The organism is Streptomyces gobiensis, assembly GCF_021216675.1.
GTDB lineage: Bacteria > Actinomycetota > Actinomycetes > Streptomycetales > Streptomycetaceae > Streptomyces > Streptomyces gobiensis.
This window is the reverse complement of record NZ_CP086120.1, coordinates 725,907-751,517: the sequence shown is the minus strand read 5'-3', so window position 1 is coordinate 751,517 and position 25,611 is coordinate 725,907. Positions and strand designations below refer to the sequence as shown.

The window sequence follows — 25,611 nt, the reverse complement described above, 5'->3', positions numbered from 1 at the left end:
TTCGGTGCATGTCGTACTCGCCGGTGGGGGGACCGCCGGCCACATCGAGCCCGCGCTCGCCCTCGCGGACGCCCTGCGCAGGCAGGACCCGACCGTGGGGATCACGGCCCTCGGCACGGAGCGCGGACTCGAGACCCGGCTCGTCCCGGAGCGGGGCTATCAGCTGGAGCTGATTCCCGCCGTGCCGCTGCCACGTAAGCCCACCCCCGAACTGATCACCGTCCCGGGGCGGCTGCGCGGCACCATCAAGGCCACCGAGCAGATTCTGGAGCGTACGAAGGCGGACTGCGTGGTCGGCTTCGGCGGCTATGTGGCGCTGCCCGCCTACCTCGCCGCCAAGCGGCTCGGAGTGCCGATCGTGGTACACGAGGCCAACGCACGTCCCGGGCTCGCGAACAAGATCGGCTCCCGGTACACCCGCCATGTGGCCGTCTCCACCCCGGACAGCAAGCTGCGCCACGCCCGGTACGTCGGCATCCCGCTGCGCCGCTCCATCGCGACGCTGGACCGCAACGCGGTACGGTCCGAGGCCCGCGCCGCCTTCGGTCTCGACCAGAACCTTCCCACCCTGCTGGTCTCGGGCGGTTCACAGGGCGCCCGGCGGCTGAACGAGGTCATCCAGGCCGTCGCGCCGACCCTCCAGCGTTCGGGGATCCAGATCCTGCATGTGGTCGGCCCCAAGAATGAACTGCCGCAAACGGACAACATGCCTGGAATGCCACCTTATCTCCCGGTACCGTATGTGGACCGGATGGACCTCGCATACGCCGCGGCCGACATGATGCTCTGCCGTGCGGGTGCGATGACCGTCGCCGAACTCTCCGCTGTCGGGCTGCCGGCCGCCTATGTCCCGCTGCCGATCGGCAACGGCGAACAGCGGCTCAACGCCCAGCCAGTGGTGAAGGCCGGCGGCGGAGTGCTCGTCGATGACGCCGAACTGACGCCGGAGTGGATCCAGGGCAATGTCCTGCCGGTCCTCACCGACCCGCACCGGCTGTACGACATGGCGCGCGCGGCGGCCGAATTCGGCCGCCCGGATGCCGACGAGCTGCTGGTCGGTATGGTCCACGAAGCGATCGCGGCACGCCAGCGGGCGTAGAAGGCAGGGAAGTGTGGGCGGCGCAGCCGGAGGGACGACCACCGCCGAGGACCACGGCGCCGGTATGCCGGGGTCAGATTTCGGCCCGCCGCCCGCCCAGCGGGCCGGGCGGCGGCTGCGGCTGCCCCGGCTCCGTACGCTCCTCATCCTGATCATCGTGGCCATGGTGCTCGGCTCTTTCGCGGTCTGGGCGCTCTACAGCTCCAACTTGCTGCGCGTCGAGCGGGTCACGGTCAGCGGTACCCGGGTGCTGACGGAGGAACAGGTGCGCGGCGCCGCCGAGGTGCCGATGGGCGTTCCGCTCGCCTCTGTGGACACCGGCGCGGTGGAGCACCGGCTGAAGACCTCGCTACGCCGGATCGCCTCGGTTGAGGCGGTACGGGACTGGCCGAACAGCATGGGGCTGAAGGTGACCGAGCGTACGCCTGAAGCGCTGATGGAAAAGCCCGGCGACACCGGAAAGTACATCGAGGTGGATGTCGAAGGCGTGCCCTATGCCACTGTTGCGAAGCGGCCGAAGGGCGTACCCCTGCTCGTTTTGGACGTGGACAAGTCGGCGGGCAGCCGGCGCTTTGGTGCCGACCGGCTCCGGCTGGAGGCCGTGAAGGCGACCGTCGCCCTTCCCGAAGCTGTCCGCCGCGACACCCGCACCGTCCGGATCGGTTCCTATGACTCCATCACCATGGAGCTCTCCGGCAACCGTACGGTGATGTGGGGAAGCAGCGAGCACGGTGCGGCGAAGGCCAGGACACTGACCGCGCTGATGAAAGCCGAGAAGGAAGCCGGCCACTTTGATGTCAGCGTGCCCAGTGCCCCTGCCGCTTCGGCTAGTTGACGTACGTATGTGCAGGCCAGCACTCTGGATGGCTACTGCAACGGCTGATCGCACAGAGTGCCGCGGCGCGTGGGGGATAACTCCCGTACCTTCATCCGGGAGGTGGTTCGCTATCACGGCGCGTGATCACATAGGGTGCTGCGGTCTTCCGGGGACAACACCCGTGTCACCAGCCGGGAGGCCGACCACGGGGCGTTTTCTGTGTGGTGGCTCAAGTCAGTTGACGGACGTCAGTACAGGCCAGCACCCTGGATGGCTATCACAGGGCGTGATCACATAGGGTGAAAAGAAAAACGGGAGGTTCGGCGTGTTCGTTGAACGCGCAGCACTTGTCGACTTAGTGTCCGTTCCGAAGACTCCAAGGAACTACAGACACTGGTAACCCTAAACTTCACCGTTAGGGTTCGGGTCGGCGTTCGGACCGTCCCATCGGCATAGGTCGGCGCACCGCAACTACCGTGGAGCGGCGACACGTAACTCGAGGCGAGAGGCCTTCGACGTGGCAGCACCGCAGAACTACCTCGCAGTCATCAAGGTCGTCGGAATCGGCGGCGGTGGCGTGAACGCCATCAACCGGATGATCGAGGTCGGTCTCAAGGGCGTCGAGTTCATCGCGATCAATACCGATGCGCAGGCCCTGCTGATGAGCGACGCCGACGTCAAGCTTGACGTCGGCCGTGAGCTCACCCGCGGCTTGGGCGCCGGCGCCAACCCCGATGTCGGCCGCAAGGCCGCCGAAGACCACCGTGAGGAGATCGAGGAGGTCCTCAAGGGGGCCGACATGGTCTTCGTGACCGCGGGCGAGGGCGGCGGCACCGGCACCGGCGGCGCGCCCGTCGTCGCGAACATCGCTCGCTCGCTCGGCGCCCTGACCATCGGCGTCGTCACCCGCCCGTTCACCTTCGAAGGCCGTCGCCGTGCCAACCAGGCGGAGGACGGCATCGCGGGTCTGCGCGATGAGGTCGACACCCTCATCGTCATCCCCAACGACCGGCTGCTGTCCATCTCGGACCGCCAGGTGAGCGTGCTGGACGCGTTCAAGTCCGCGGACCAGGTGCTGCTGTCCGGCGTACAGGGGATCACCGACCTCATCACCACCCCCGGTCTGATCAACCTCGACTTCGCGGACGTCAAGTCCGTGATGTCCGAGGCGGGCTCGGCACTCATGGGCATCGGCTCGGCGCGTGGCGACGACCGTGCGGTGGCCGCGGCCGAGATGGCGATCTCCTCGCCGTTGCTGGAAGCCTCCATTGACGGTGCCAGAGGCGTGCTGCTCTCCATCTCCGGCGGCTCCGATCTCGGTCTCTTCGAGATCAATGAGGCCGCTCAGCTGGTGAGTGAGGCCGCCCACCCGGAGGCGAACATCATCTTTGGCGCGGTGATCGACGACGCGCTCGGCGACGAGGTCCGGGTCACCGTGATCGCGGCCGGGTTCGACGGCGGCCAGCCACCGTCCAAGAACCGGGACAAGGTGCTCGGTTCGTACGGCAGCAAGGACGAGACCGCCGGTACGGCATCCTCCCGGCCGGCGGCCCCGGCCGACACCGCCGACGCCACCCGACCCGCCTTCGGCGGGCTCGGTGCCGTTCCGGCGCGGGAGGAGGAGCCCGACCCGGTGCCGCCGGTTGAGACGTCCCCGGTCAGCGAGGTCCCCTCGGCACCGATGAGCTCTCCGCAGGTCCCGCCGGCCCGTCCCTACCAGGACAGCCAGGCCGAAGAGCTCGATGTGCCGGACTTCCTGAAGTAGACGCGGACAGGCCACAGCCGAAGTGATACGGCAGCACGACTCCATGAGCGGCGCGCACTTCGCCTTCACCGACCGGTGGGGCGGGGTGAGCGCCGCTCCGTATGAGGAGCTCAACCTCGGCGGCGCCGTGGGCGACGACCCCAGGGCCGTACGGACCAACCGCGAACTGGCCGCGAAGGCGCTCGGTCTGCACCCCGGACGGGTGATCTGGATGAACCAGGTGCATGGCCGGGATGTGGCCGTGGCCGACGGGCCGTGGGAGGCCGGGGACACTCCGCCGGTCGACGGTGTGGTGACCGCGCGCCGGGGGCTCGCGCTCGCCGTGCTCACCGCCGACTGCACACCGGTGCTTCTCGCCGATCCGGTCGTCGGGGTAGCGGGCGCCGCGCACGCCGGACGCCCGGGGCTCCTGGCCGGGGTGGTCCCGGCGGCCGTCCGGGCCATGACCGCGCTGGGCGCCGACCCGGCACGGATCATCGCGCGGAGCGGCCCCTCCATCTGCGGGCGCTGTTACGAGGTTCCGGAATCGATGCGCGCCGAAGTGGCCGCCGCGGAACCGGCGGCGTACGCCACCACAAGCTGGGGCACCCCGGCGGTTGATGTCGCGGCCGGGGTGCGCACGCAGCTCGAGCGGCTGGGCGTCACCAACCTCGGACAGTCCACGGTGTGCACGCTGGAGTCGGCCGATCATTTCTCGTACCGCCGGGAGAAGAGCACCGGGCGGCTGGCGAGCTATGTGTGGCTGGAGGAGTCGTGACCGAGCGCAAGGCGGAACTCGCCGCCAATCTCGCCCAAGTGGAGGAGCGCATTGCCCGCGCATGTAGCGCCGCGGGGCGTAAGCGCGAAGAAGTGACTCTGATCGTGGTCACCAAGACCTACCCCGCACAGGATGTCCGGCTGCTCGCCGAGCTCGGTGTGCGGCATGTCGCGGAGAACCGCGACCAGGATGCCGCGCCCAAGGCGGCAGCCTGTGCGGATGCCCCGCTCACCTGGCACTTCGTTGGCCAGCTGCAGACCAACAAGGTCCGCTCGGTGGCGGGCTACTCCGACTTTGTGCACTCGGTCGACCGGATCCGGCTGGTGACCGCGCTGTCGGCCGCGGCGGAACGCCATGGCCGCGAGCTGGGCTGTCTGCTTCAGATCGCGCTCGACCGGGAGTCGGGCGGCACTGGCGGCCGGGGCGGGGTAGCCCCGGACGGCGTCGGGGAGTTGGCCGAAGCCGTCCTCGCCGCACCGGGGCTCCGGCTGTCCGGTGTGATGACGGTCGCACCGTTGTCCGGTCCGTACGCCGGGCGGCCGAAGGCGGCCTTCGAGCGTTTGATGGAAATCTCAACCGGCCTGCGGGCAATGGATCCTGCTGCGAACATGGTCTCGGCAGGGATGAGTTCGGATCTTGAGGAAGCGGTGGCGGCAGGTGCGACACATGTGCGCGTCGGCACTGCGGTACTCGGAGTCCGTCCTAGGCTCGGGTAACGTCGCCAAGCAAGTCGGACCACAGCAGAAAATATGGTCATTTCCGGTGAAATCGGACAGACCACGTGGATCCTAGGCAACCGGTGACGGAGCCGATCCACCACAGAGCGGAGGATGCGGAGCATGGCCGGCGCGATGCGCAAGATGGCGGTCTACCTCGGCCTCGTGGAGGACGATGGGTATGACGGCAGGGGATACGACCCCGATGACGAATTCGAGCCCGAGCCGGAGCCCGAGCGGGATCGCCGGCGGCATCAGACACATCAGCCCTCGCACGAGGTGCAAGGCGAGGAGCCGGTCCGGGTGGTTCATCCACCGGCTCAGCGAGAGCGTGAGCAATCGCCCGCACTCGTTGGCGAAAGCGGGCGAGTCGGCAGAATTGCTCCAGTGTCATCCATCACACCTGACCGTCCGAGCCTGGAGAAGAGTGCGCCGGTGATCATGCCCAAGGTCGTGTCTGAGCGGGAGCCCTACCGGATCACCACACTCCACCCCCGGACCTACAACGAAGCCCGTACCATCGGGGAACACTTCCGTGAGGGCACTCCGGTGATCATGAATCTGACGGAGATGGACGATACCGACGCAAAGCGACTTGTCGACTTTGCCGCCGGTCTGGTCTTCGGGCTGCATGGAAGTATTGAGCGGGTGACGCAGAAGGTGTTTCTGCTGTCTCCTGCTAACGTCGATGTCACGGCGGAGGACAAGGCCCGCATCGCAGAGGGCGGGTTCTTCAACCAGAGCTGAGACACAACACCGGATGGACCCCGGTCACCAGGCCGGACACGACCCCAGGGGAGAGGGAAGCGCAGGATGGACATCGCACAACAGGTGATCCTCATTGCGCTGCAAGTTTTCCTGGGCGTGCTGATCTTCCGGCTGGTGATGGACTACGTCTTCATGTTCGCCCGCTCATGGCAGCCCGGCAAGGCGATGGTGGTCGTTCTGGAGGCCACCTACACTGTCACTGATCCGCCACTCAAGCTCCTGCGGCGGTTTATCCCGCCGCTGCGCTTCGGGGGTGTGGCGCTCGACCTGTCCTTCTTCGTATTGATGATCATCGTTTACATCCTGATTAGCATCGTGGCCAGGTTGTGAGCGAGTACGGTCTTGCCGATATGCCGATGACCTACGTTGAGGTGAAGAGATGCCGCTGACCCCCGAGGACGTGCGGAACAAGCAGTTCACGACCGTCCGCCTCCGAGAAGGCTATGACGAGGACGAGGTCGATGCCTTCCTAGACGAGGTCGAAGCCGAACTGACTCGTCTGCTCCGGGAGAACGAAGACCTGCGCGCCAAGCTGGCGGCGGCCACCCGTGCCGCCGCGCAGAACCAGCAGCAGGGCATGCGCAAGCAGGAGCAGCCCCAGGACCGTCCTCAGGGGGCGCCCGTCCCCGCCGCCATATCCGGACCGCAGCCGGTCCCGCCGGGGCAGCAGCAGATGGGCGGTCCGCCCCAGCTGCCCGGTGGTGCACCGCAGCTGCCCGCCGGTCCCGGCGGCCCGCAGGGCGGTCCGCACGGTCCCGGCCCGATGGGCCACGGTGGCCCGATGGGCGGTCCCGGCCCGCAGATGCAGCAGCCGGGTGGCGGCCAGAACAACGACAGCGCCGCACGTGTGCTGTCGCTCGCCCAGCAGACCGCCGACCAGGCGATCGCTGAGGCCCGTTCCGAGGCCAACAAGATCGTCGGTGAGGCGCGCAGCCGCGCCGAGGGTCTGGAGCGGGACGCCCGTGCCAAGGCGGACGCGCTGGAGCGGGACGCGCAGGAAAAGCACCGTGTCGCGATGGGCTCCCTGGAGTCCGCCCGCGCCACGCTGGAGCGCAAGGTCGAGGACCTGCGCGGCTTTGAGCGCGAGTACCGTACGCGGCTGAAGTCGTACCTGGAGAGCCAGCTGCGCCAGCTGGAGAACCAGTCCGACGACTCCCTCGCCCCGCCGCGGACCCCGGCGACCGCCTCACTGCCGCCGTCCCCCTCGATGGCGTCGGCCGGTGCCCCCGGCGGTGGTGGCACCATGGGCGGCCACCAGTCCATGGGCGGCAACCAGTCGATGGGCGGCGGTCCGAACAGCCACGGTGGCCACAGTCAGGGTGGCGGTCAGCAGACGTACGGCGGTCAGCAGCAGATGTCCCCGGCCATGACCCAGCCCATGGCTCCGGTCCGGCCGCAGGGTCCGCAGCCGATGCAGCAGGCGGCGCCGTCGCCTATGCGTGGCTTCCTCATCGACGAGGACGACAACTGAGCGCCGCCGTCCGCTAGGACGGCACAACCGGCATATCGCAAAGGGCCGGGCCCCCGAACGGGGGCCCGGCCCTTTGACGGTGCACTTCCCCAACCCCGTTCCCAGCTGTACCGATATGCGGCTCCGCCGCGTGGCGGGGCTTCGCCCCGGGGCCCGGGGGATGGTCCGGTGCGGGCCGGTGGCCGGATGTTGTGCCCACCCACAGCCCCTCGCGGGGCTTGCGAGTGCCCACAACACTGTGTGAGGTCTGGGGAGGCCCCGTTACGCCTTGCGTAGGTGGAAGGTGAGGGAGAGGGCCTCGTCCTCGAAGGCCTCGCCGAAAGAGCCATCCGGCTCGTCGGACGAGAGCTCCGCCGCCAGCACCTCATTCGCGATCAGCGCCGAATGCTCCGTGAGCGCCATCGCGACCTCCGGATCATCCGACCGCCACCGCAGCGCGATCCGGTCGGCGACATCCAGACCGGAGTTCTTACGAGCCTCCTGGATGAGCCGGATCGCATCCCGCGCCAGCCCCGCCCGCCGCAGCTCCGGGGTGATCTCCAGGTCGAGGGCGACCGTCGCTCCCGTGTCGGAGGCCACCGACCAGCCCTCACGCGGGGTCTCGGTGATGATGACCTCCTCCGGGGAAAGCGCTACCCGCTCACCTTCGATCTCCACCGCGGCCGTCCCGGCGCGCAGCGCCGCCGACAGCTCGGCGGCGTCCGCCGCCGCGATGGCCTTCGCCACCGGCTGGGTGCCCTTGCCGAACCGGCGGCCCAGCGCCCGGAAGTTGGCCTTCGCCGAGGTGTCGACCAGCGAGCCGCCGACCTCCGCGAGGGAGGCGAGCCTGGTGACGTTCAGCTCCTCGGCGATCTGCTCCCGCAGATCATCGCTCAGCAGCTCAAAGCCCTGCGCCGCGACCAGCGCCCGGGACAGCGGCTGCCGGGTCTTGACGCCGGACTCGGCGCGCGTAGCCCGGCCGAGCTCCACCAGCCGCCGCACCAGCAGCATGTCCGCCGACAATTGCGGATCAATCGCCTCCAGATCGGCCACCGGCCAGTTGGTCAGATGCACCGACTCCGCCGCGTCCGGAGTGACCGGCACGACCAGGTCCTGCCACACCCGCTCGGTGATGAACGGCACCAGCGGCGCCATCAGCCGGGTGACTGTCTCGATCACCTCGTGCAGCGTGCGCAGCGCGGCCGCGTCGCCCTGCCAGAAGCGGCGCCGCGAGCGGCGTACGTACCAGTTCGACAGATCGTCGACGAAGGTCGACATCAGCTTTCCGGCGCGCTGGGTGTCAAAGGTGTCCATGGCCGTGGTGACCTGATCGATCAGCGCATGCAGCTCGCTGAGCAGCCAGCGGTCCAGCAGCGGCCGCTCGTCCGGCGCCGGGTCGCTCGCACGGGGGGCCCAGCCGGACGTACGGGCGTACAGGGCCTGGAAGGCGACCGTGTTCCAGTAGGTCAGCAGCGTCTTACGGACCACTTCCTGGATGGTGCCGTGCCCGACCCGGCGGGCCGCCCAGGGTGAGCCGCCCGCCGCCATGAACCAGCGCACCGCGTCCGCGCCGTGCTGTTCCATGAGCGGGATCGGTTCCAGGATGTTGCCCAGATGCTTGGACATCTTCCGGCCGTCCTCGGCCAGGATGTGCCCGAGACAGACCACGTTCTCGTAGCTCGACTTGTCGAAGACGAGGGTGCCGACGGCCATCAGCGTGTAGAACCAGCCACGCGTCTGGTCGATGGCCTCCGAGATGAACTGCGCCGGGTAGCGCTTCTCGAAGACGTCCTTGTTGTGGTACGGGTAGCCCCACTGTGCGAAGGGCATCGAACCCGAGTCGTACCAGGCGTCGATGACCTCCGGCACCCGCTCGGCGGTGAGCGAGCAGCCCTCGGCGGGGCAGCCGAAGGTGACCTCGTCGATGAACGGCCGGTGCGGGTCGAGGCCGCTCTGGTCGGTGCCGGTCAGCTCGGACAGTTCGGCGAGCGAGCCGACGCAGGTGAGGTGGTTCTCGGCGCAGCGCCAGATGGGCAGCGGGGTGCCCCAGTAGCGATTGCGGGACAGCGCCCAGTCGACGTTGTTGCTGAGCCAGTCACCGAAGCGGCCGTGCTTGACCGACTCCGGGAACCAGTTGGTGTTCTCGTTCTCCCGCAGCAGCGCGTCCTTGATCTGCGTGGTGCGGATGTACCAGGACGGCTGTGCGTAGTAGAGAAGCGCGGTGTGGCAGCGCCAGCAGTGCGGGTAGCTGTGCTCGTACGCGAGGTGGCGGAACAGCTTGCCGCGCGCCTCCAGATCGGCGACGAGCGCCTCATCGGCCTTCTTGAAGAACTGCCCGCCGACCAGTGCCAGCTCCGGCTTGAAGGTGCCGTCCGGCAGCACCGGGTTCACCACGGGCAGACCGTAGGCGCGGCAGACCTTGAGGTCGTCCTCACCGAAGGCGGGGGCCTGGTGGACCAGGCCGGTGCCGTCCTCGGTGGTGACGTACTCCGCGTTGACGATGAAGTGGGCGCCGTCCAGCTCGACCAGGTCGAAGGGCCGCTGGTAGGTCCAGCGCTCCATCTCGGCGCCGGTGAAGGTCTGTCCCGTGGCGGTCCAGCCCTCGCCCAGCGCCCTGGCCAGCAGCGGCTCGGCGACGACCAGCTTCTCGGTGCCGTCCGTCGCCACCACATAGGTGACCTCGGGGTGCGTGGCGACGGCGGTGTTGGAGACCAGCGTCCAAGGGGTCGTCGTCCAGACCAGCAGCGACGCGTCGCCCGCGAGCGGGCCGGAGGTGACCGGGAAGCGGACATAGACCGAGGGGTCCACCACGGTCTCGTAGCCCTGCGCCAGCTCATGGTCGGACAGCCCGGTGCCACAGCGCGGGCACCAGGGTGCGACCCGGTGGTCCTGAGCGAGCAGACCCTTGTTGAAGATCTCCTTCAGCGACCACCAGACGGATTCGATGTACTGCGGATCCATCGTCCGGTAAGCGTCATCGAGATCGACCCAGTAACCCATCCGCTGGGTGAGTTCGGCGAAGGCGTCGGTGTAGCGGGTCACCGACTCCCGGCACTTCGCGTTGAACTCCGCGATGCCGTAAGCCTCGATGTCCTTCTTGCCGTTGAAGCCGAGCTCCTTCTCGACCGCCAGCTCGACCGGCAGCCCGTGGCAGTCCCAGCCCGCCTTACGGCTCACGTGGTAGCCCCGCATGGTGCGGAAGCGCGGGAAGACGTCCTTGAAGACGCGGGCCTCGATGTGGTGCGCGCCGGGCATACCGTTGCCTGTTGGCGGACCCTCATAGAACACCCACTCGGGGCGTCCCTCGGACTGCTCAAGGCTGCGGGCGAAGATTTTGCTCTCGCGCCAGAAGTCGAGCACGTCGTGCTCCAGCGCGGGCAGGTCGACCTGGGCGGGTACCTGGCGGTACTGCGGAGTCGGACTCATCGATGGTTCCTCCGGCGGACATGGCATTTCCCGTCGGAGGGACGAGATCACCACCTGTTCGGCGGAGCTCCCGCGGTACCACCCTCCTTGGCGGTGAGACCTGTACTCACCGCCCCCTCATTGGGGCAGCGTGCCGGTTCTACTCGCTCGGCTGAGCTTTCTTCCGGCGGCTCTGGGGTGATCTTCACATCGCGCTCGCCCCCGGGCTCACACCGTCCCCGGGTCGCTCTTGGCTGCGTACGGACGCTACTCGTCCCCTTCTGCGCCTTTCGCTGTGCTCAGTGTACGGGCCGCCGTGAGTGGCTGCTGAGCGGTTTTCCCGCCGCCGGGCGGGGCACAACGGTTCCAGGTCGGCGTGCCCCGTTGCTGGGTGACTGGAGTAGATTTATCGTTTCGGTCACGATTCGCGCGCAAGATCACAATATGTGAAGGGGTCGCGGCCATGGTGGCGAGCAAGACCGCCGCGAAGAAGACGGCAGCGAAGAAGCCGGCGAAGAAGGCTGCCGCCAAGAAGACCACCGCCGCGGCCAGGAAGGCCTCGGAGGAGAAGCCAGCGAAGTCAGCTAAGCCAGCGAAGTCAACGACCAAAAAGGCGGCAGGGAAGGCGGCACCAGCCAAGAAGGCCGCCACCAAGGCCACGAAGAAGACGGCGAAGAAGCCGGCGAAGAAGCCAGCCGCTCCAGCGAAGCGGGCCCCCGCCGAGAAGCCGGCAGCGGCCCCCAGGAAGGCGGCGGCCAAGAAGACCGCCGCGAAGAAGACGGCTGCCAAGAAGGCGGACGAACAGCAGACGGGAGCCAAGACGGTGGCTGCGAAGAAGACCGCGACCGAGAAGCCCTCGGCGGTACCCCAGGCCCGTAGCGCCTCGGGGGCCGGGAACACCGAGCTGGCTGTGCGCGCGGGGGAGGAGCCCTGGACCCCGGAAGAAGTGCAGGAAGCCCGTGCCATGCTGCAGAGCGAGGCGGAACGGCTGCGCGCGGAGATCAGTGCTTCCGAGGAGGCACTGACCGGTCTGATGCGGGATTCCGGCGATGGCGCCGGCGACGACCAGGCCGATACCGGCACCAAGAACATCACCCGAGAGCATGAGATGGCGCTCGCTGAGAACGCCCGGGAGATGCTGTATCAGACCGAGCGTGCCCTGGACCGGATCGAGGCCGGGACGTACGGCCTCTGCGAAAGTTGCGGGAACCCGATCGGCAAGGCCCGCATGCAGGCATTCCCGCGCGCTACGCTCTGTGTCGAGTGCAAGCAGAAGCAGGAGCGCCGCTAACGGCGATCGTACGCTTGTGTCGTACTCTCATCCCGTGACAGCAGAGGCGGAGCAGGCCATCGACGAAGCGCCGGAGCAGGCTGCGGATAACGTGGCAGGGCAGTTCAGCAGTGAGCGTCCCAGGGGCAAGCGCCGGATCGCCGTGCTCTTGGGCGTGGCGACTTTCGCGTACGCGCTTGACCTGATCAGTAAGCTGATCGTGGTCGAGAAGCTGGAGCACCGCCCGCCGATTGAGGTGATCGGCACTCTGCTGCAGTTCCAGGCCGTGCGCAATCCGGGTGCCGCCTTTGGCATGGGGGAGGCGCTCACGATCGTTTTCACCGCCATCGCGGCGGCGGTGATCGTGGTGATCTTCAGGATCGCGCGCAAGCTCTACAGCACGCCGTGGGCCATCGCACTGGGGCTGCTGCTGGGCGGCGCCTTCGGCAATCTCACCGACCGGATCTTCCGCTCACCGGGCGTTTTCCAGGGCGCGGTCGTGGACTTCATCGCGCCCGCGCATTTCGCGGTCTTCAACCTCGCGGACTCGGCGATTGTCTGCGGTGGCATCTTGATCGTGGTGCTGTCCTTCCGGGGCCTGGACCCGGACGGGACCCTACACAAGGACTAGTTGCCCAGCGGCGGGGTGGGCGTAGTCGTCTGGGTTGGTGTGGGTGGTGGGTTGCCTTGCGGGGTTGGGCCAGTTGCCCTGCGGCGGCGGCTGCGGGGTGCTGTGGGTGGGTGTCCCCGTATCCCGCCCCTTCCCGGAAACCGGGGCTCCCGCCCCGGCCCCCGGGGGTTGGCGGGGTGGGGGCGGTGGCCGGGTGTTGTGGCCGGAACGACTGCCCACAACGCCTCGGGGGTCTGGGGATGGTTCACGCCGCTACGCAACCCACCACCCACACCAGCCGCGACGCTCCGGCCTACCCCGCAGCGGGGCGCCCCGCTGGGGTGGGATCGGGGAAAGTCCTCAGGGCTTGGTGATCTTCACTCGGTGGTCGGTGCTGACTTCGATGGTTAGCCCGGAGCCGAAGCGGTGCCTGGCGCCCGGCTGGAAGGGCGCGTCCCACAGCTCGGCGAGCTCACTCGGCCTCCAGCGGCTGCATTCCGTGCCGCCACCACTGTTCGGTGTGGCGTCCACAACCCTGATCGGACCCTGGCCCGTCCGGACGCGGGAATCGACGCTGTACAGCAGCACGCCCTCGGAGCAAATCCCGGTGTCCAGGCCGCTCTTCGTCCGGACCTCGGCGACGATGGCGGTGAACTCGCCTGTCTTGACGACAGCGATGTTCGCGCCGTCCGGGGAGCCGATGGCTTTGAGCTCATGCTCGCTGGTGCCCTTCTTCACACAGGCGACCTGATCGTCGGTGAGCCAGCCCAACTTCCATTTGTGCCAGCCGAACAGATCGCTCTTACCCGCCATGCTCATGGTGTCCCAGGCACCCGCGAACTCCACCGAGGCACCGTTGTGGGCGTTGTAGAGATCAGGCAGGCCGTAGAGGTGGTTGGCCTCATGGACGAAGTTGCCCCGCTGCCAGTCCGGGTTGTCGGACGCCCGGCCGAAGGCCAGGGCGGCAGCGCTGATCTCCCGGTCTCCCGCCATCAGGCCGGTGAAGGTATGGGCCTGCGAGACCATCGGGCTCGCGGGCACATTGTCGTCCGCGACGACATAGACGAGGTCCGTGGAGCCGAAGTCGGTTCCCCGCGCCATGGCCGCGGTGATCGCGTCCTGGACATATCGCCGCATCACGGCGGCGGAGACACCGCGGTCGATACCGTACGCACGCCATCTCAGCGGCAGCCGGATCCACTCCTGAGTGGGCTCGGTCCGGAGCTGGTACTTCCCGTAGGAGGCCTGCCGCAGATAGTCGTCGCTGTAGTCAGCGAAGAAGGAAGCACGCTGGGCCACGGGGGTACGAGCGGGGATGTCCGGGAAGTCAACCATGATCATGGTCGCCTTCTTCTGGCCCTCCGGTTTGATGTACCGGCCCTCGTACGGCCCGACCCCCACCCAGCCTCGTGGTTCAGGCGCGATGGCGCAGCGTCCCGTGATGTCTCTGGCGGGGCTCTGTGCGCGGGCGGGGGCCGCTGGGAGCAGGTGGAGTCCCATGCCGGCGAGCACCGCGGCCACGGCGACGACCAGTGCCTGGCGGGCGGGCATGCGGCAGACCATGGTGTGACTCCTCGGGGGGCGTAGTCACACCGTCGCGCTGGGTCACCCAGCCTGCATCCCGGGCTGGTCCGAAAGGGGGGAGCCGGTCCGGCATACTCGAACAGGTGAGTATCCCACCGCCTGCAGCGCCTCTTGAGGTCAGAACCCTGCCCGTGCCCGATGGACTGGAGGGCGAGCGCGTTGACGCTGCCCTGGCCAGGATGTTCGGCTTCTCCCGTACGAAGGCGGCCGAGCTGGCCGCGGATGGCAAGGTCCGGGTGGACGGATCCGAGGCCGGGAAGTCCGACCGCGTACACGGCGGGGCCTGGCTGGAGGTGGAGATGCCCCCGCCGCCGACGCCGGTGCGGATCGTCGCCGAGCCGGTTGAGGGCATGGAGGTCGTGCACGATGACGACGACATCGTGGTCATCGACAAGCCGGTTGGCGTCGCCGCCCACCCCAGTCCCGGCTGGACCGGTACCACCGTGATCGGCGGGCTCGCCGCAGCGGGCTTCCGTGTCTCCACCTCCGGCGCCGCCGAGCGGCAGGGTATTGTCCACCGGCTCGACGTCGGCACCTCCGGGCTGATGGTCGTCGCCAAGTCCGAGCGCGCCTACACCCTGCTCAAGCAGCAGTTCCGGGAGCGTACGGTCGACAAGCGCTACCACGCGCTGGTGCAGGGCCACCCCGATCCGCTGAGCGGGACCATTGACGCCCCCATCGGACGGCACCCCGCCCACGACTACAAGTGGGCCGTCACCGCTGACGGCAAGCCGTCGGTGACCCACTACGACCTCGTCGAGGCCTGCCGGGCAGCCAGCCTGCTCGATATCAAGCTGGAGACCGGCCGCACCCACCAGATCCGGGTCCATATGGCCGCGCACCGCCACCCCTGTGTGGGCGATATGACCTATGGCGCCGACCCGACGCTGGCCAAGCGGCTGAAGCTCACCCGGCAGTGGCTGCACGCCGTACGGCTGGGCTTTGAGCACCCGGCCGATGGGCGCTGGGTGGAGTTTGTGAGCACCTACCCGGACGATCTCCAGTCCGCGCTGGACACGGTGCGCGCCGAAAGCGCGTAGGTCAGAACGCCTTCGGTTCGGCGGGAGGGAGTTCCGGTTCCCGCGTCGTACGCACCCTCGGAAGTGCGTAGGGGTGCTTCTCCCGCAGCCAGGTGATCAGCGCCTCGCGCACCTCACACCGCAGCGTCCAGATGTCATCGGCGGTACGGGCCGTCATCGCAGCCCGTACCTCGATGGTCGAGGGCGTGGTGTCGGTGACCACCAGGCTCCAGTTGCGCCCGTCCCAGGCGTCGCTGGCCCGGACGACCTCCTCGGTCTTGGCCCGCAGCTCGGCGATCGGAGTGGTGTGGTCCAGGTGCAGAAAGACCGTGCCGGTCATCTGGGGGCCACCGCGCGACCAGTTCTCGAAGGGCTTGCTGGTGAAGTACGACACCGGCATGGTGATCCGGCGCTCGTCCCAGGTCAGTACGACCAGATACGACACGGTGATCTCATCGACCGTGCCCCACTCGCCGTCCACCACCACCGTGTCGCCGATCCGCACCATGTCGCCGAAGGCGATCGACAACCCGGCGAAGAGATTGCCCAGCGTGGACTGGGCCGCGATACCGGCGACGATGCCCAGCACACCCGCCGAGGCCAGCATCGAGGTGCCGAAGGTTTTCATCGCGTCGAACTGCAACAGCATCGCCGCGATCGCGACCACCGTGACCACGGCGGTCACCAGCCGCTGAATCAGCGTCAGCTGGGTCCGTACCCGCCGCGCCCGCGCCGGGTCCTGCGCGACGCCCGCATAGCGGGACGCGCCCGTTTCCGCTATGGCGGCGACCACCCGCACCACCAGCCACGCCGAGGCGGCGATCATGATCAGCATCAGCCAGAGCTGTACGGCCTCTACGGTCTCCGGGCGGCCCTTCGCCAGATGGGTAGTGCCGAAGAAGCCACGTACGAGCGCCACGAACAGCACCGCCTGGAGCGGTGTCCGGCCCCGCCGCAGCAGCCCCCACATGGGGGTCTCCGGGTGCCGGGCGTCGATCCGGCTCAGCAGCTGGTCGACGCCCCAGGCGAGGACATAGGCCAGCACGAGCGCGCCACCGAACACAATGACCGGTCGCAGCACGTCTTCCATGGTGGTCTCGACTCCTTGAGCGAAGAGGGGCATCCATGACCGTACCTGGCACCATGGGGAGAAGCCTGACCCGGGTGCGGATCATGGGCAGGACCTGCGAAGGAAGTGAAACTGTGGCCACCGTTGTGCTGTTCCATTCCGCCTATGGGCCGCGACCCGCCGTCCAGGCCGCCGCCGAGCGGCTACGGGCCGCCGGGCATGAGGTGTATACACCCGATCTCTACGACGGCCGGACCGCCGGGACCGTCGAGGACGGAATGAAGATCAAGGACGAGATCGGCCGTGATGAGCTCCTGAAACGCGCCATCACCGGGACGGCAACGCTGTCCGCCAAGGGCGTGGTCTACGCGGGCTTCTCGCTGGGCGGCTCCATCGCGCAGAACCTCGCGCTCGCCGACGACAACGCGCGCGGTCTGCTGCTGCTTCACGGCACTTCCGATATCGCCGAGGACACGACCGTCGATGAGCTGCCCGTGCAGCTGCACGTCGCCGACCCTGACCCATTCGAACCGCACGACTGGCTGAACGCGTGGTATCTGCGGATGCGGCGTGCGGGTGCGGACGTTGAGATCTACCGCTACGCCGGAGCGGGTCACCTCTATACGGACCCGGATCTGCCCGACCATGACGCGGAGGCGGCAGAGGCGACCTGGCAGACGGCGCTCGGCTTCCTCGCGGAGCTGGGCTAGTTCACCGGGGACTAGGAGCGGGTGCAGCGGCCGGTGCCGCCTGCTTTGGGGTGGCAGATGTACACCTTGTCCGCTGCGTCATGGCTGAGGTAACGGCCGACGCATGTGTTCGCGGTGGTACGCCCCCGCTGCCCGCAGAAACTCACGGCCGCCTTGCCGTCGGCGAACGGCCCGGGGGCGTAGATCACCCAGTAGCCGGGGTTCAACGAGGCGAAGTCGTCGCTGCGCAGCAGCTGCGCCTCCGGCACCGACTTGCGGACCGCCGCCAGCCGCCGGTCCCGCGCGGCGGTGCCGGAGGAGACCGGTTCGGAGAAGAGCTGTGCGATCCAGGTGCGGGCATGCTGCTCCCCGGGCGGGCTCTCCGTCTCGGTCTCCCTCTCCCTCCCGGTCCCCTTCTCCGTCGGCGTGGGCTCTGTGGGGTTCGTGGGCTTCGTAGGTTCCGTGGGCTTTGCGGGTGTGCTGGACCCGCCAGTCTTGCCGGCCAGCAGCAGCCCGCCGCCGATCAGCCCACCGAGCAGGGCCACCGCCCCGGTGATCACACCGATGAACAGCACGGTGCGATGGCCGCCGCGCTCCGAGGGTGCCGTCCGCGCCGGCTGGGTGGGCGCGGCGGCCGAGCGCGCGGCGTCCAGTTGCGTGGGGGAGTACGGCACCGGCGCCGACGGGGCGTTCGCCGCCTCGGCCAGCATCCGGTCGAGCCGCCCCGCGTCCGGCCGGGCGGCCGGGTCCCGCACCAGCAAGGCGTTCAGAACGGGCGTAAGCGGGCCGGAGCGTACGGGCGGCGGGATCGGCTCATCGAGGACGGCCGCGAGCGTGGCCAGGGTCGTACCCCGGCGCATGGGACTGTGCCCTTCCACCGCTGCGTAGAGCATCATCCCCAAGGACCACAGATCCGCAGCGGGATGGTCCCCGGCGTCCCGGATCCGTTCGGGCGCGATGTACTCCGGCGAGCCGATCAGATCGCCGGTCGCGGTCAGCGAGGTGGAGCCTTGCAGCGCGGCGATACCGAAGTCGGTGAGTACGGCCGATCCATCCGCGCGCAGCAGCACATTGGCGGGCTTCACATCGCGGTGGTGGATGCCCGCGCCATGCGCGGCGCGCAGTGCGGCCAGCACATCACGTCCGACCCGGGCGGCCTCCTGCGGGGACAGCGGACCCTGGGCGATCTGATCCTGCAGGGTGTGGCCCGGCAGCAGCTCCATCACCAGCCAGGGATGCGGATCCTGGTCAATGATGTGGTAGATCGTCACCACATTGGGGTGGCTGAGCCGGGCCAGCGCCTGAGCCTCGCGCATCACACGTTCGCGCAGCATGCGCGAGGCCTCGGAGCCTTCCGGGACCATCACCGGGTCGGGCGGGCGGACTTCCTTCAGGGCCACCTCGCGCTGGAGTGCGATGTCGCGCGCTCGCCATACGGTGCCCATGCCCCCGCTGGCGAGGCGCTCCAGCAGTTCGAAGCGTCCGTCAATGATCTGCCCGCTGGTACCCCCGGTCATGGAGATCAGAGTACGGGCTGCTCCGCACGCTCCACGCGCTGTGTTCCCGAAAGTGTGCGGTAGGACCGGGAATGCTTTGACGTCGCCTCGGCCTTGGTCTTGTCGGAGATGGCGTAGAAGTCCATCTGCGCCCGCTCGGTGGTGATATCGAGCACACCATAGCCATGGGCATCTGTATCGACCCATTTGGCATGGCGGTTGGCGGCCCGGATCGCAGGGGCGGCGACCGGGGTGATGGAGCCCGGCGGGGCGTTCAGGATGTCGTCGACATTGTCGGACGTCACCGAGGTGATGACGAACTCGGTCGCGGCGGTCGGCGACGCGGGGTAGGTCGCCGCCTCGATGGGCACATCGTTGGCCCAGGACATATGGATGTCACCGGTGAGGAACACGGTGTTGTCGATACCCCGTGACCGTAGATGGGAGAGCAGCTCACGGCGGTCGTGGGTGTAGCCGTCCCACTGGTCGGTGTTGATGGCCAGGCCCTGCTCGGGCAGGCCGAGAAGCTTCGCTATGGGCCGCAGCAGATAGGCGGGCAGCGACCCAAAGGCCATGGGGGAGATCATCACCGAGGTGCCGACGAGCCGCCACTTCGCCTGTGACGCGGACAGCCCGGCCTTCAGCCAGTCGAGCTGGGCATGACCGGTGAGCGTACGGTTGGGAGAGTCGATGTCCCCCTTGCCGGGCATCACCTGCTGATCGCGGAAGGAACGCAGATCGAGCAGATGCAGATCGGCAAGGGTGCCGAAGCGCAGTCTGCGGTAGGTGGTGCCCTCGATGGAGGGGCGCACCGGCATCCACTCGAAGTACGCCTGCTTGGCGACCCGCATCCGGTCCGCCCACGCGCCCTCCTCGCCTGGGGTGTGGTTCTCGGCGCCCTCCTTCCACCAGTCGTTGGCTATCTCGTGGTCGTCCCAGATGGCGATCAGCGGGTGGGCGGCGTGCATCCGCTGGGAGTCAGGGTCGCTCTTGTACTGGGCGTTGCGGGCGCGGTAGTCGGCGAGGGTCAAGGTCTCATGCTCGGGTGTGTGCGGGCGTATGACCTTGCCCCGGGAGCCGTACCCGCCGACCGGGTACTCGTAGATGTAGTCGCCCAGGTGCAGCACGGCGTGCAGGTCGGTGCGCCCGGCGAGATGGCGGTAGGCGGAGAAGTGTCCGGCTTCCCAGTTGGAGCAGGACACCACGCCGAAGCGGAGGTTGTCGGCGGCGGCGCCCTCCGCGGGTGCGGTGCGGGTGCGGCCCACGGGGGAGTGGGTGCCGTCGGCGGTGAACCGGTAGAAGTAGCCGGTGGCCGGGCGCAGCCCGCGGACATCGGCCTTGACGGTGTGGTCGCCGGCGGCCTCGGCGGTGACGGTGCCACGGGAGGCGACCTTGCGGAAGTCCCTGTCTTCGGACACTTCCCAACGGACCTTCACCGATCGCCCCTTGCCGGAACCGGGCACCGCGTCCGGTTCCGGAGTGACCCTGGTCCACAGCAGGATTCCGTCGGGCAGCGGATCGCCGGAGGCGACACCGTGCAGGAAGGCGGGGCCGTCCTCGGAGGCGTTCGCACTGTAGGCGACGGCCACGGGTGTCAGTACGGCGGTGGTGGCAGCGGCCGTAATCACCGTACGGCGCTTGGGTTTACGGGCGTGGCGGGCCTGAGGAGTGGGGTTGGTATGCGTCACGGGCGCTGATGTTACGTGCCGGTACGCGCGACGGACAGGCTTGTGCGATGAGTTCACCTGTCCGTCGCGCGTACGTATGCCGCGCCGTCTCTACTTCTTGAGCTTCTCCTTGAGCAGCTGGCTGTACTGGCCGGGGTCCATGGGAGCGTTGAGCTTGGCGCCGATCCCGATCCGTTCGCCGTTGAGCTTGAGGGTCGGGGTGCCGGTGACGTCCTTCGTGTCCTGGAACTTCGCGGACATCTTCACCGCCCACGGGTCAAAGGTGCCGTTGGTGACAGCGGCCTTGAACTTCTTGTTGCCCTTCAGCGCTTTGACGTCCTGAGCGAGCTCAATGAGACGGTCATCCTTGGCGAACTCGTCTTTGTTCTCTTCCGGGTGGACGTCCGCGGAGAACAGCACCTTCTTGTACTCCATGAAGGCCTCGGGGCTGACGTTCAGTGCGGCGCCCAGCGCGCTGAGCGCGTTCCTGGAGCCGGTGCCCTCGATCCCCCTGGCGTTGTCGAGGAAGGTACCGAAGACGAACTCGACGTTGTACTTGCCGTCCTCGAGATCCTTGGTCATGGTTTCACCATTGGCCTGCTCGAAAGCGGAACAGACCGGACAGCGCATGTCCTCATAGACCGTAAGGGTGTTCTTGGCGTCCTTGTCGCCGATGACGACGTTGGTGCCGTGCTTGCCCGCCGTGTCGTCCGGGGTCTTGTAGGAGGCGTAACGCCCGGCGCTGTTCGCGCCCTCGGCGACCTTCTTCGCGTCGGACCAGTCCCCGTCATCGCCGCTGCCGATCTTGGTGACCGCGACGCCGATGCCCGCTGCGATCGCGAGGACGGCGACGACCGCGGCGCCGACACCCAGCTGACGGCGCAGCTTGTCCTTCTTCGCCTGCTTCTCCCGCTCGATCCGCAGCCGCTCGCGGGCCGCCCTCTTCGCTTCCTGGCTGTTGCGCTTGCTCATGGTCGTGAATTCTCCGTGTGTACGTAGGGACGCGTGTGCTCAGATGGCCGGTATGGCCGGGCACGGGGGTCCGCGTCGTACGACGGAGTGGGTGAGCTGCGGAAGCGCCCGCGGGGTATACGGGCGGTGGCCGGCGCGTTCGGCTACGGGCCGGGGCAGCGGGGTGGGGCACAGGGCCGTGATCGCCAGCAGCAGGGGCCGGAAGCCCGCGGCGGCGGCCGCGCGCAGCAGCCGGGCGAGCGAGGCTTCACCGTCCCGCAGCCACGCGGCGGCGGCCAGTCCGACGGCGATATGGGCTGCCAGCAGCAGCCAGGGGGCGCCGGGGTGGGTGAGTGGTGGGGCGGGAGTGCCACTGGCCATCCGGGCCAGGGGGGTGCCGAAGTCGCCGCCCGCGCAGATGAGGTTGAAGCCCATCGAGCGCAGTGGTCCGGTCACTGGGCCGCCGGCGGTGCCGTAGCAGGCCTGCTGGCCGGTGGTGAAAATTGTGTCGGCGGCCAGCTCCAGTGGCACCAGCAGGGCGGCGATATGCCAGAAGCGGCGCTCCCGTCCGGCCAGCGCGAAGGCCAGCACAAAGATCGCGCCGCTCACCGCGAGCAGCGGCACCAGCGGCACCGGTGCAGCGGAGAGCAGTACATGGGCGCCCGCGGACAGCGTGACGCACACCGCGGTGAAGACCGCGGCGCGTGTCGCCCGGATGCCTGTCCCTGTGATGCCCATCGGGCCGAGTGTGCCATGGCCGGAGATAAGCGTCAGGTGAAGGGATGGCCGGAGCCGTCCTCGCCCGCGCTGTCGGTGCTCCGCCGTAGACTCCCAGCTGCCCCAGAAGACTCGCGCCGGAGGTGGCTCACGCCGTGACCGACAAGCCGTTCACGCATCTGCATGTGCACACTCAGTACTCGCTGCTGGACGGTGCGGCCCGTCTCAAGGACATGTTCAAGGCATGCCAGGAGATGGATATGTCGCATATCGCCATGACCGATCATGGCAATCTGCACGGGGCGTACGACTTCTTCCATCAGGCGAAGGACGCCGGTGTCACCCCGGTGATGGGTATCGAGGCGTATCTCGCCCCCGAGTCGCGCCGCTACAACCGGCCGGTGAAGTGGGGAGCGCCGCACCAGAAGCGGGACGATGTCTCCGGTAATGGCGCCTATACCCATATGACGATGTGGGCCCGGAACCGGGAGGGGCTGCACAACCTCTTCCGTGCGCAGTCCCGGGCCAGCCTGGAGGGTTTCTTCCGTAAGCCGCGCATGGACCGGGAGCTGCTGGCGGAGTACGCGGAGGGGATGATGGCCACCACCGGCTGCCCGTCCGGTGAGGTCTCCACCAAGATCCGTCTGGGGCTGATGGACGAGGCGGTGCAGGCCGCGGGTGAGTACCAGGACATCTTCGGCAAGGAGAACTTCTTTGTTGAGCTGATGGACCACGGCATTGATATCGACCGGCGGGCCCGCGCCGGTCTGGAGGAGATCGCCAGAAAGATCGGCGCCCCCTTCGTGGTCACCAATGACTCGCACTACACCTATGAGCATGAGTCGCAGGCCCACGACACCCTGCTGTGCATCCAGACCGGCAGCAATCTCTCCGACCCCGACCGGTTCAAGTTCGATGGCTCGGGTTACTACCTGAAGTCTGCCGCCGAGATGTACGCCATCGACAACTCCGACGCCTGGCAGGAGGGCTGCCTCAACACCCAGCGGCTGATCGCCGACCGGGTCGATGCGGCCGGAATGTTCGAGACCCGCAACCTGATGCCGCGCTTCGATGTGCCCGACGGGTATGACGAGGTGACCTGGTTCCAGGAGGAGGTCCGGCGGGGCATGGCGCGCCGCTATCCGAACGGTGTCCCGGAGGACCGGCAGCGGCAGGCCGCCTATGAGATGGGCATCATCATCGAGATGGGGTTCCCCGGCTACTTCCTGGTGGTCGCCGACTTCATCATGTGGGCCAAGAACAACGGCATCGCGGTGGGGCCGGGCCGTGGCTCCGCGGCGGGCTCGATCGTCGCGTACGCCATGGGTATCACCGACCTCGACCCGATCGACCACGGGCTGATCTTTGAGCGGTTCCTGAACCCCGAGCGCGTCACCATGCCCGATGTCGACATCGACTTCGACGAGCGCAGGCGCGGTGAGGTGATCCGGTATGTCACCGATAAATACGGCGCCGACAAGGTCGCCATGATCGGTACATACGGCACCATCAAGGCAAAGAACGCGATCAAGGACTCGGCCCGGGTGCTGGGCTATCCCTATGCGGTCGGCGACCGGATCACCAAGGCGATGCCCGCCGATGTCCTCGGCAAGGGCATTCCGCTCTCCGGTATTACCGACAAGGATCACCCGCGCTACAGCGAGGCGGGCGAGATCCGGTCGATGTATGAGAACGAGCCCGATGTCACCAAGGTCATCGACGCCGCCCGGGGCATCGAGGGCCTGGTCCGGCAGATGGGCGTGCACGCCGCAGGCGTGATCATGTCCAGCGAGCCGCTGATCGACCATGTGCCGGTTTTCTCACCGAAGAACGACGGCGTCGTGGTCACCCAGTGGGACTATCCGAGCTGTGAGGCGCTCGGCCTGCTGAAGATGGACTTCCTGGGCCTGCGCAACCTCACCATCATGGATGACGCGGTCAAGGCCATCCAGAAGAACAAGGGCACCGAGATCTCGCTGCTCGATCTGCCGCTCGACGACCCCAAGACCTTCGAGCTGCTGCAGCGTGGAGACACCCTGGGCGTCTTCCAGTTCGACGGCGGGCCGATGCGCTCCCTGCTGCGCATGATGAAGCCCGACAACTTCGAGGACATTTCCGCGGTTTCGGCCCTCTACCGGCCCGGCCCGATGGGCATGAACTCGCACATCAACTACGCGCTGCGCAAGAACGGCCAGCAGGAGATCACCCCGATCCACCCGGAGCTCGAGGAGCCGCTCAAGGAAGTCCTCGACATCACCCATGGCCTCATCGTGTACCAGGAGCAGGTACAGAAGGCCGCCCAGGTGCTCGCCGGGTACACACTGGGTCAGGCCGACCTGCTGCGCCGGGCCATGGGCAAGAAGAAGCAGGAGGTCCTTGACAAGGAGTTCGTCAACTTCCAGCAGGGCATGCGGGAGCGGAACTACTCCGACGAAGCCATCCAGGCGGTATGGGATGTGCTGGTCCCCTTCGCCGGATACGCCTTCAACAAGGCGCACTCCTCGGCGTATGGACTGGTCACCTACTGGACCGCCTATCTCAAGGCCAACTACCCGGCTGAGTACATGTCGGCGCTGCTCACCTCCGTCCGTGATGACAAGGACAAGTCGGCGGTCTACCTCAATGAGTGCCGCAAGATGGGCATCAAGGTGCTCCCGCCGGATGTCAATGAGTCCGACGCCAACTTCACCCCGCGTGGTGACGACACCATCGTCTTCGGTCTGACCGCCGTGCGTAATGTCGGCCAGAATGTGGTGGACTCGATTGTCAAGAGCCGTAAGGCGAAGGGCAAGTACAGTTCCTTCCCTGACTTCCTCGACAAGGTCGAGGCCGTTGTCTGCAATAAGCGCACCATCGAATCGCTGATCAAGGCCGGGGCCTTCGACGCGTTGGGCCACACCCGCAAGGGCCTGACCGCGCAGTTTGAGCCGATGATTGACAATGTGGTGCAGGTCAAGCGGAAAGAGGCCGAGGGGCAGTTCGACCTCTTCGGTGACCTGGGCGGCGACGACGGGAACGATGGGCCCGGCTTCGGCCTCGATGTGGAATTCTCCGACATCGAGTGGGAGAAGACCTATCTGCTGGCCCAGGAGCGGGAGATGCTCGGCCTCTATGTCTCCGACCATCCGCTCTTCGGCATTGAGCATGTGCTGAATGAAAAGGCGGACGCGGCGATCTCCCAGCTGACGGGCGGGGACTACTCCGATGGCTCGATCGTCACCATTGGGGGGATCATCTCCGGGCTCCAGCGGAAGATGACCAAACAGGGCAACGCATGGGCGATCGCCACGGTCGAGGACCTGGCGGGTTCCATCGACTGCATGTTCTTCCCGGCGACCTATCAACTCGTCTCGACTCAGCTGGTCGAGGACGCGGTCGTCTTCGTCAAGGGGCGGCTCGACAAGCGCGAGGATGTGCCCCGGCTGGTGGCGATGGAGCTGATGATCCCTGATCTCAGCGAGGCCTCGGCCAACGCACCGGTGACGATTACCATCCCGTCGGTAAAGATCACACCGCCGCTGGTGGAGAAGCTGGGTGAGGTGCTCACCCACCACCGTGGGGCGACCGAAGTGCGGGTCAGGCTTCAGGGAAGCCGTAGAACAACCGTCCTGCGGCTCGACCGGCACCGGGTCAACGCCGACCCAGCGCTCTTCGGTGATCTGAAGGAACTGCTCGGCCCCGCCTGCCTGACGGGGTAGTGAGCCAGATTGCGAGATGAGGGCGCCCCAAGCGGGGCGCCCTCATTTATGAGCTCATCATGTC

Annotated in this window: 20 protein-coding genes; 13 read left to right on the top strand and 7 right to left on the bottom strand. The window is 67.6% G+C overall.

Features of this window, described 5'->3' with window-relative positions:
- The first annotated feature begins 4 nt into the window (after positions 1–4).
- From murG to test1122_RS03440, 8 genes are all read left to right on the top strand, one after another.
- Complete coding sequence (murG, locus tag test1122_RS03475) at positions 5–1,099, top strand: undecaprenyldiphospho-muramoylpentapeptide beta-N-acetylglucosaminyltransferase (RefSeq protein WP_232267674.1); 1,095 nt, start codon at positions 5–7, stop codon at positions 1,097–1,099.
- Positions 1,100–1,163: 64 nt separating this feature from the next.
- Positions 1,164–1,934 (top strand): cell division protein FtsQ/DivIB, encoded by a 771-nt coding sequence (locus test1122_RS03470; protein ID WP_232271742.1) that lies wholly within the window; start codon positions 1,164–1,166, stop codon positions 1,932–1,934.
- Positions 1,935–2,433: 499 nt separating this feature from the next.
- Positions 2,434–3,681: a cell division protein FtsZ gene (ftsZ, locus tag test1122_RS03465; RefSeq protein ID WP_232267673.1), complete on the top strand. Its 1,248-nt coding sequence runs from the start codon at positions 2,434–2,436 to the stop codon at positions 3,679–3,681.
- A gap of 43 nt (positions 3,682–3,724) precedes the next feature.
- Positions 3,725–4,438 carry a peptidoglycan editing factor PgeF gene (pgeF, locus tag test1122_RS03460; protein WP_422396917.1) on the top strand — a complete coding sequence of 238 codons (714 nt, stop codon included), beginning with the start codon at positions 3,725–3,727 and terminating at the stop codon, positions 4,436–4,438.
- Positions 4,435–5,154 (top strand): YggS family pyridoxal phosphate-dependent enzyme, encoded by a 720-nt coding sequence (locus test1122_RS03455; RefSeq protein WP_232267671.1) that lies wholly within the window; start codon positions 4,435–4,437, stop codon positions 5,152–5,154. The genes pgeF and test1122_RS03455 overlap by 4 nt, the downstream gene beginning before the upstream one ends.
- Before the next feature lie 123 nt (positions 5,155–5,277).
- On the top strand, positions 5,278–5,901 hold the full coding sequence (locus test1122_RS03450; protein ID WP_232267670.1) for a cell division protein SepF: 624 nt from the start codon (positions 5,278–5,280) through the stop codon (positions 5,899–5,901).
- A gap of 66 nt (positions 5,902–5,967) precedes the next feature.
- Positions 5,968–6,252, top strand: a complete 285-nt coding sequence (locus test1122_RS03445) for a YggT family protein (protein ID WP_232267669.1) — start codon at positions 5,968–5,970, stop codon at positions 6,250–6,252.
- 49 nt (positions 6,253–6,301) lie between these two features.
- Positions 6,302–7,393 carry a DivIVA domain-containing protein gene (locus tag test1122_RS03440; RefSeq protein WP_232267668.1) on the top strand — a complete coding sequence of 364 codons (1,092 nt, stop codon included), beginning with the start codon at positions 6,302–6,304 and terminating at the stop codon, positions 7,391–7,393.
- A 261-nt stretch (positions 7,394–7,654) separates the two neighbouring features.
- On the opposite strand, the gene ileS is transcribed toward test1122_RS03440, so the two are convergent.
- A complete protein-coding gene (gene ileS, locus test1122_RS03435) occupies positions 7,655–10,798 on the bottom strand; it encodes an isoleucine--tRNA ligase (protein ID WP_232267667.1) in 3,144 nt (1,047 codons plus the stop codon).
- 442 nt (positions 10,799–11,240) lie between these two features.
- On the opposite strand from ileS, the gene test1122_RS03430 reads away from it, so the two are divergent.
- Positions 11,241–12,068 (top strand): TraR/DksA family transcriptional regulator, encoded by an 828-nt coding sequence (locus test1122_RS03430; RefSeq protein ID WP_232267666.1) that lies wholly within the window; start codon positions 11,241–11,243, stop codon positions 12,066–12,068.
- A 58-nt stretch (positions 12,069–12,126) separates the two neighbouring features.
- The gene (gene lspA / locus test1122_RS03425) at positions 12,127–12,678 is read left to right on the top strand and encodes a signal peptidase II (RefSeq protein WP_232271741.1); all 552 of its coding nucleotides are present in this window, start codon (positions 12,127–12,129) and stop codon (positions 12,676–12,678) included.
- Positions 12,679–13,017: 339 nt separating this feature from the next.
- On the opposite strand, the gene test1122_RS03420 is transcribed toward lspA, so the two are convergent.
- Positions 13,018–14,220 (bottom strand): metallopeptidase domain-containing protein, encoded by a 1,203-nt coding sequence (locus test1122_RS03420; RefSeq protein ID WP_232267665.1) that lies wholly within the window; start codon positions 14,218–14,220, stop codon positions 13,018–13,020.
- A 110-nt stretch (positions 14,221–14,330) separates the two neighbouring features.
- Between test1122_RS03420 and test1122_RS03415 the strand changes: the two genes are divergently transcribed.
- On the top strand, positions 14,331–15,281 hold the full coding sequence (locus tag test1122_RS03415; RefSeq protein WP_232271740.1) for an RluA family pseudouridine synthase: 951 nt from the start codon (positions 14,331–14,333) through the stop codon (positions 15,279–15,281).
- A 1-nt stretch (position 15,282) separates the two neighbouring features.
- Here the strand turns inward: test1122_RS03415 and test1122_RS03410 are convergent, their stop codons facing one another.
- Positions 15,283–16,350: a mechanosensitive ion channel family protein gene (locus test1122_RS03410; RefSeq protein WP_232267664.1), complete on the bottom strand. Its 1,068-nt coding sequence runs from the start codon at positions 16,348–16,350 to the stop codon at positions 15,283–15,285.
- Positions 16,351–16,463: 113 nt separating this feature from the next.
- On the opposite strand from test1122_RS03410, the gene test1122_RS03405 reads away from it, so the two are divergent.
- Positions 16,464–17,039: a dienelactone hydrolase family protein gene (locus tag test1122_RS03405; protein ID WP_422396916.1), complete on the top strand. Its 576-nt coding sequence runs from the start codon at positions 16,464–16,466 to the stop codon at positions 17,037–17,039.
- 11 nt (positions 17,040–17,050) lie between these two features.
- On the opposite strand, the gene test1122_RS03400 is transcribed toward test1122_RS03405, so the two are convergent.
- The 4 genes from test1122_RS03400 to test1122_RS03385 all read right to left on the bottom strand — a co-directional run bounded on the left by test1122_RS03400 (position 17,051) and on the right by test1122_RS03385 (position 21,870).
- Positions 17,051–18,535, bottom strand: coding sequence for a serine/threonine-protein kinase (locus test1122_RS03400; protein ID WP_232267663.1), 1,485 nt, complete (start codon positions 18,533–18,535; stop codon positions 17,051–17,053).
- A gap of 5 nt (positions 18,536–18,540) precedes the next feature.
- Positions 18,541–20,202, bottom strand: coding sequence for an alkaline phosphatase D family protein (locus tag test1122_RS03395; protein WP_232267662.1), 1,662 nt, complete (start codon positions 20,200–20,202; stop codon positions 18,541–18,543).
- Between the two features lie 90 nt (positions 20,203–20,292).
- Positions 20,293–21,153 carry a thioredoxin domain-containing protein gene (locus test1122_RS03390; protein ID WP_232267661.1) on the bottom strand — a complete coding sequence of 287 codons (861 nt, stop codon included), beginning with the start codon at positions 21,151–21,153 and terminating at the stop codon, positions 20,293–20,295.
- A gap of 39 nt (positions 21,154–21,192) precedes the next feature.
- Complete coding sequence (locus tag test1122_RS03385) at positions 21,193–21,870, bottom strand: hypothetical protein (RefSeq protein ID WP_232267660.1); 678 nt, start codon at positions 21,868–21,870, stop codon at positions 21,193–21,195.
- A 134-nt stretch (positions 21,871–22,004) separates the two neighbouring features.
- Here test1122_RS03385 and dnaE point away from each other — a divergent pair, with 134 nt between their 5' ends.
- On the top strand, positions 22,005–25,547 hold the full coding sequence (gene dnaE / locus test1122_RS03380; RefSeq protein ID WP_232267659.1) for a DNA polymerase III subunit alpha: 3,543 nt from the start codon (positions 22,005–22,007) through the stop codon (positions 25,545–25,547).
- Positions 25,548–25,611 lie beyond the last annotated feature (64 nt).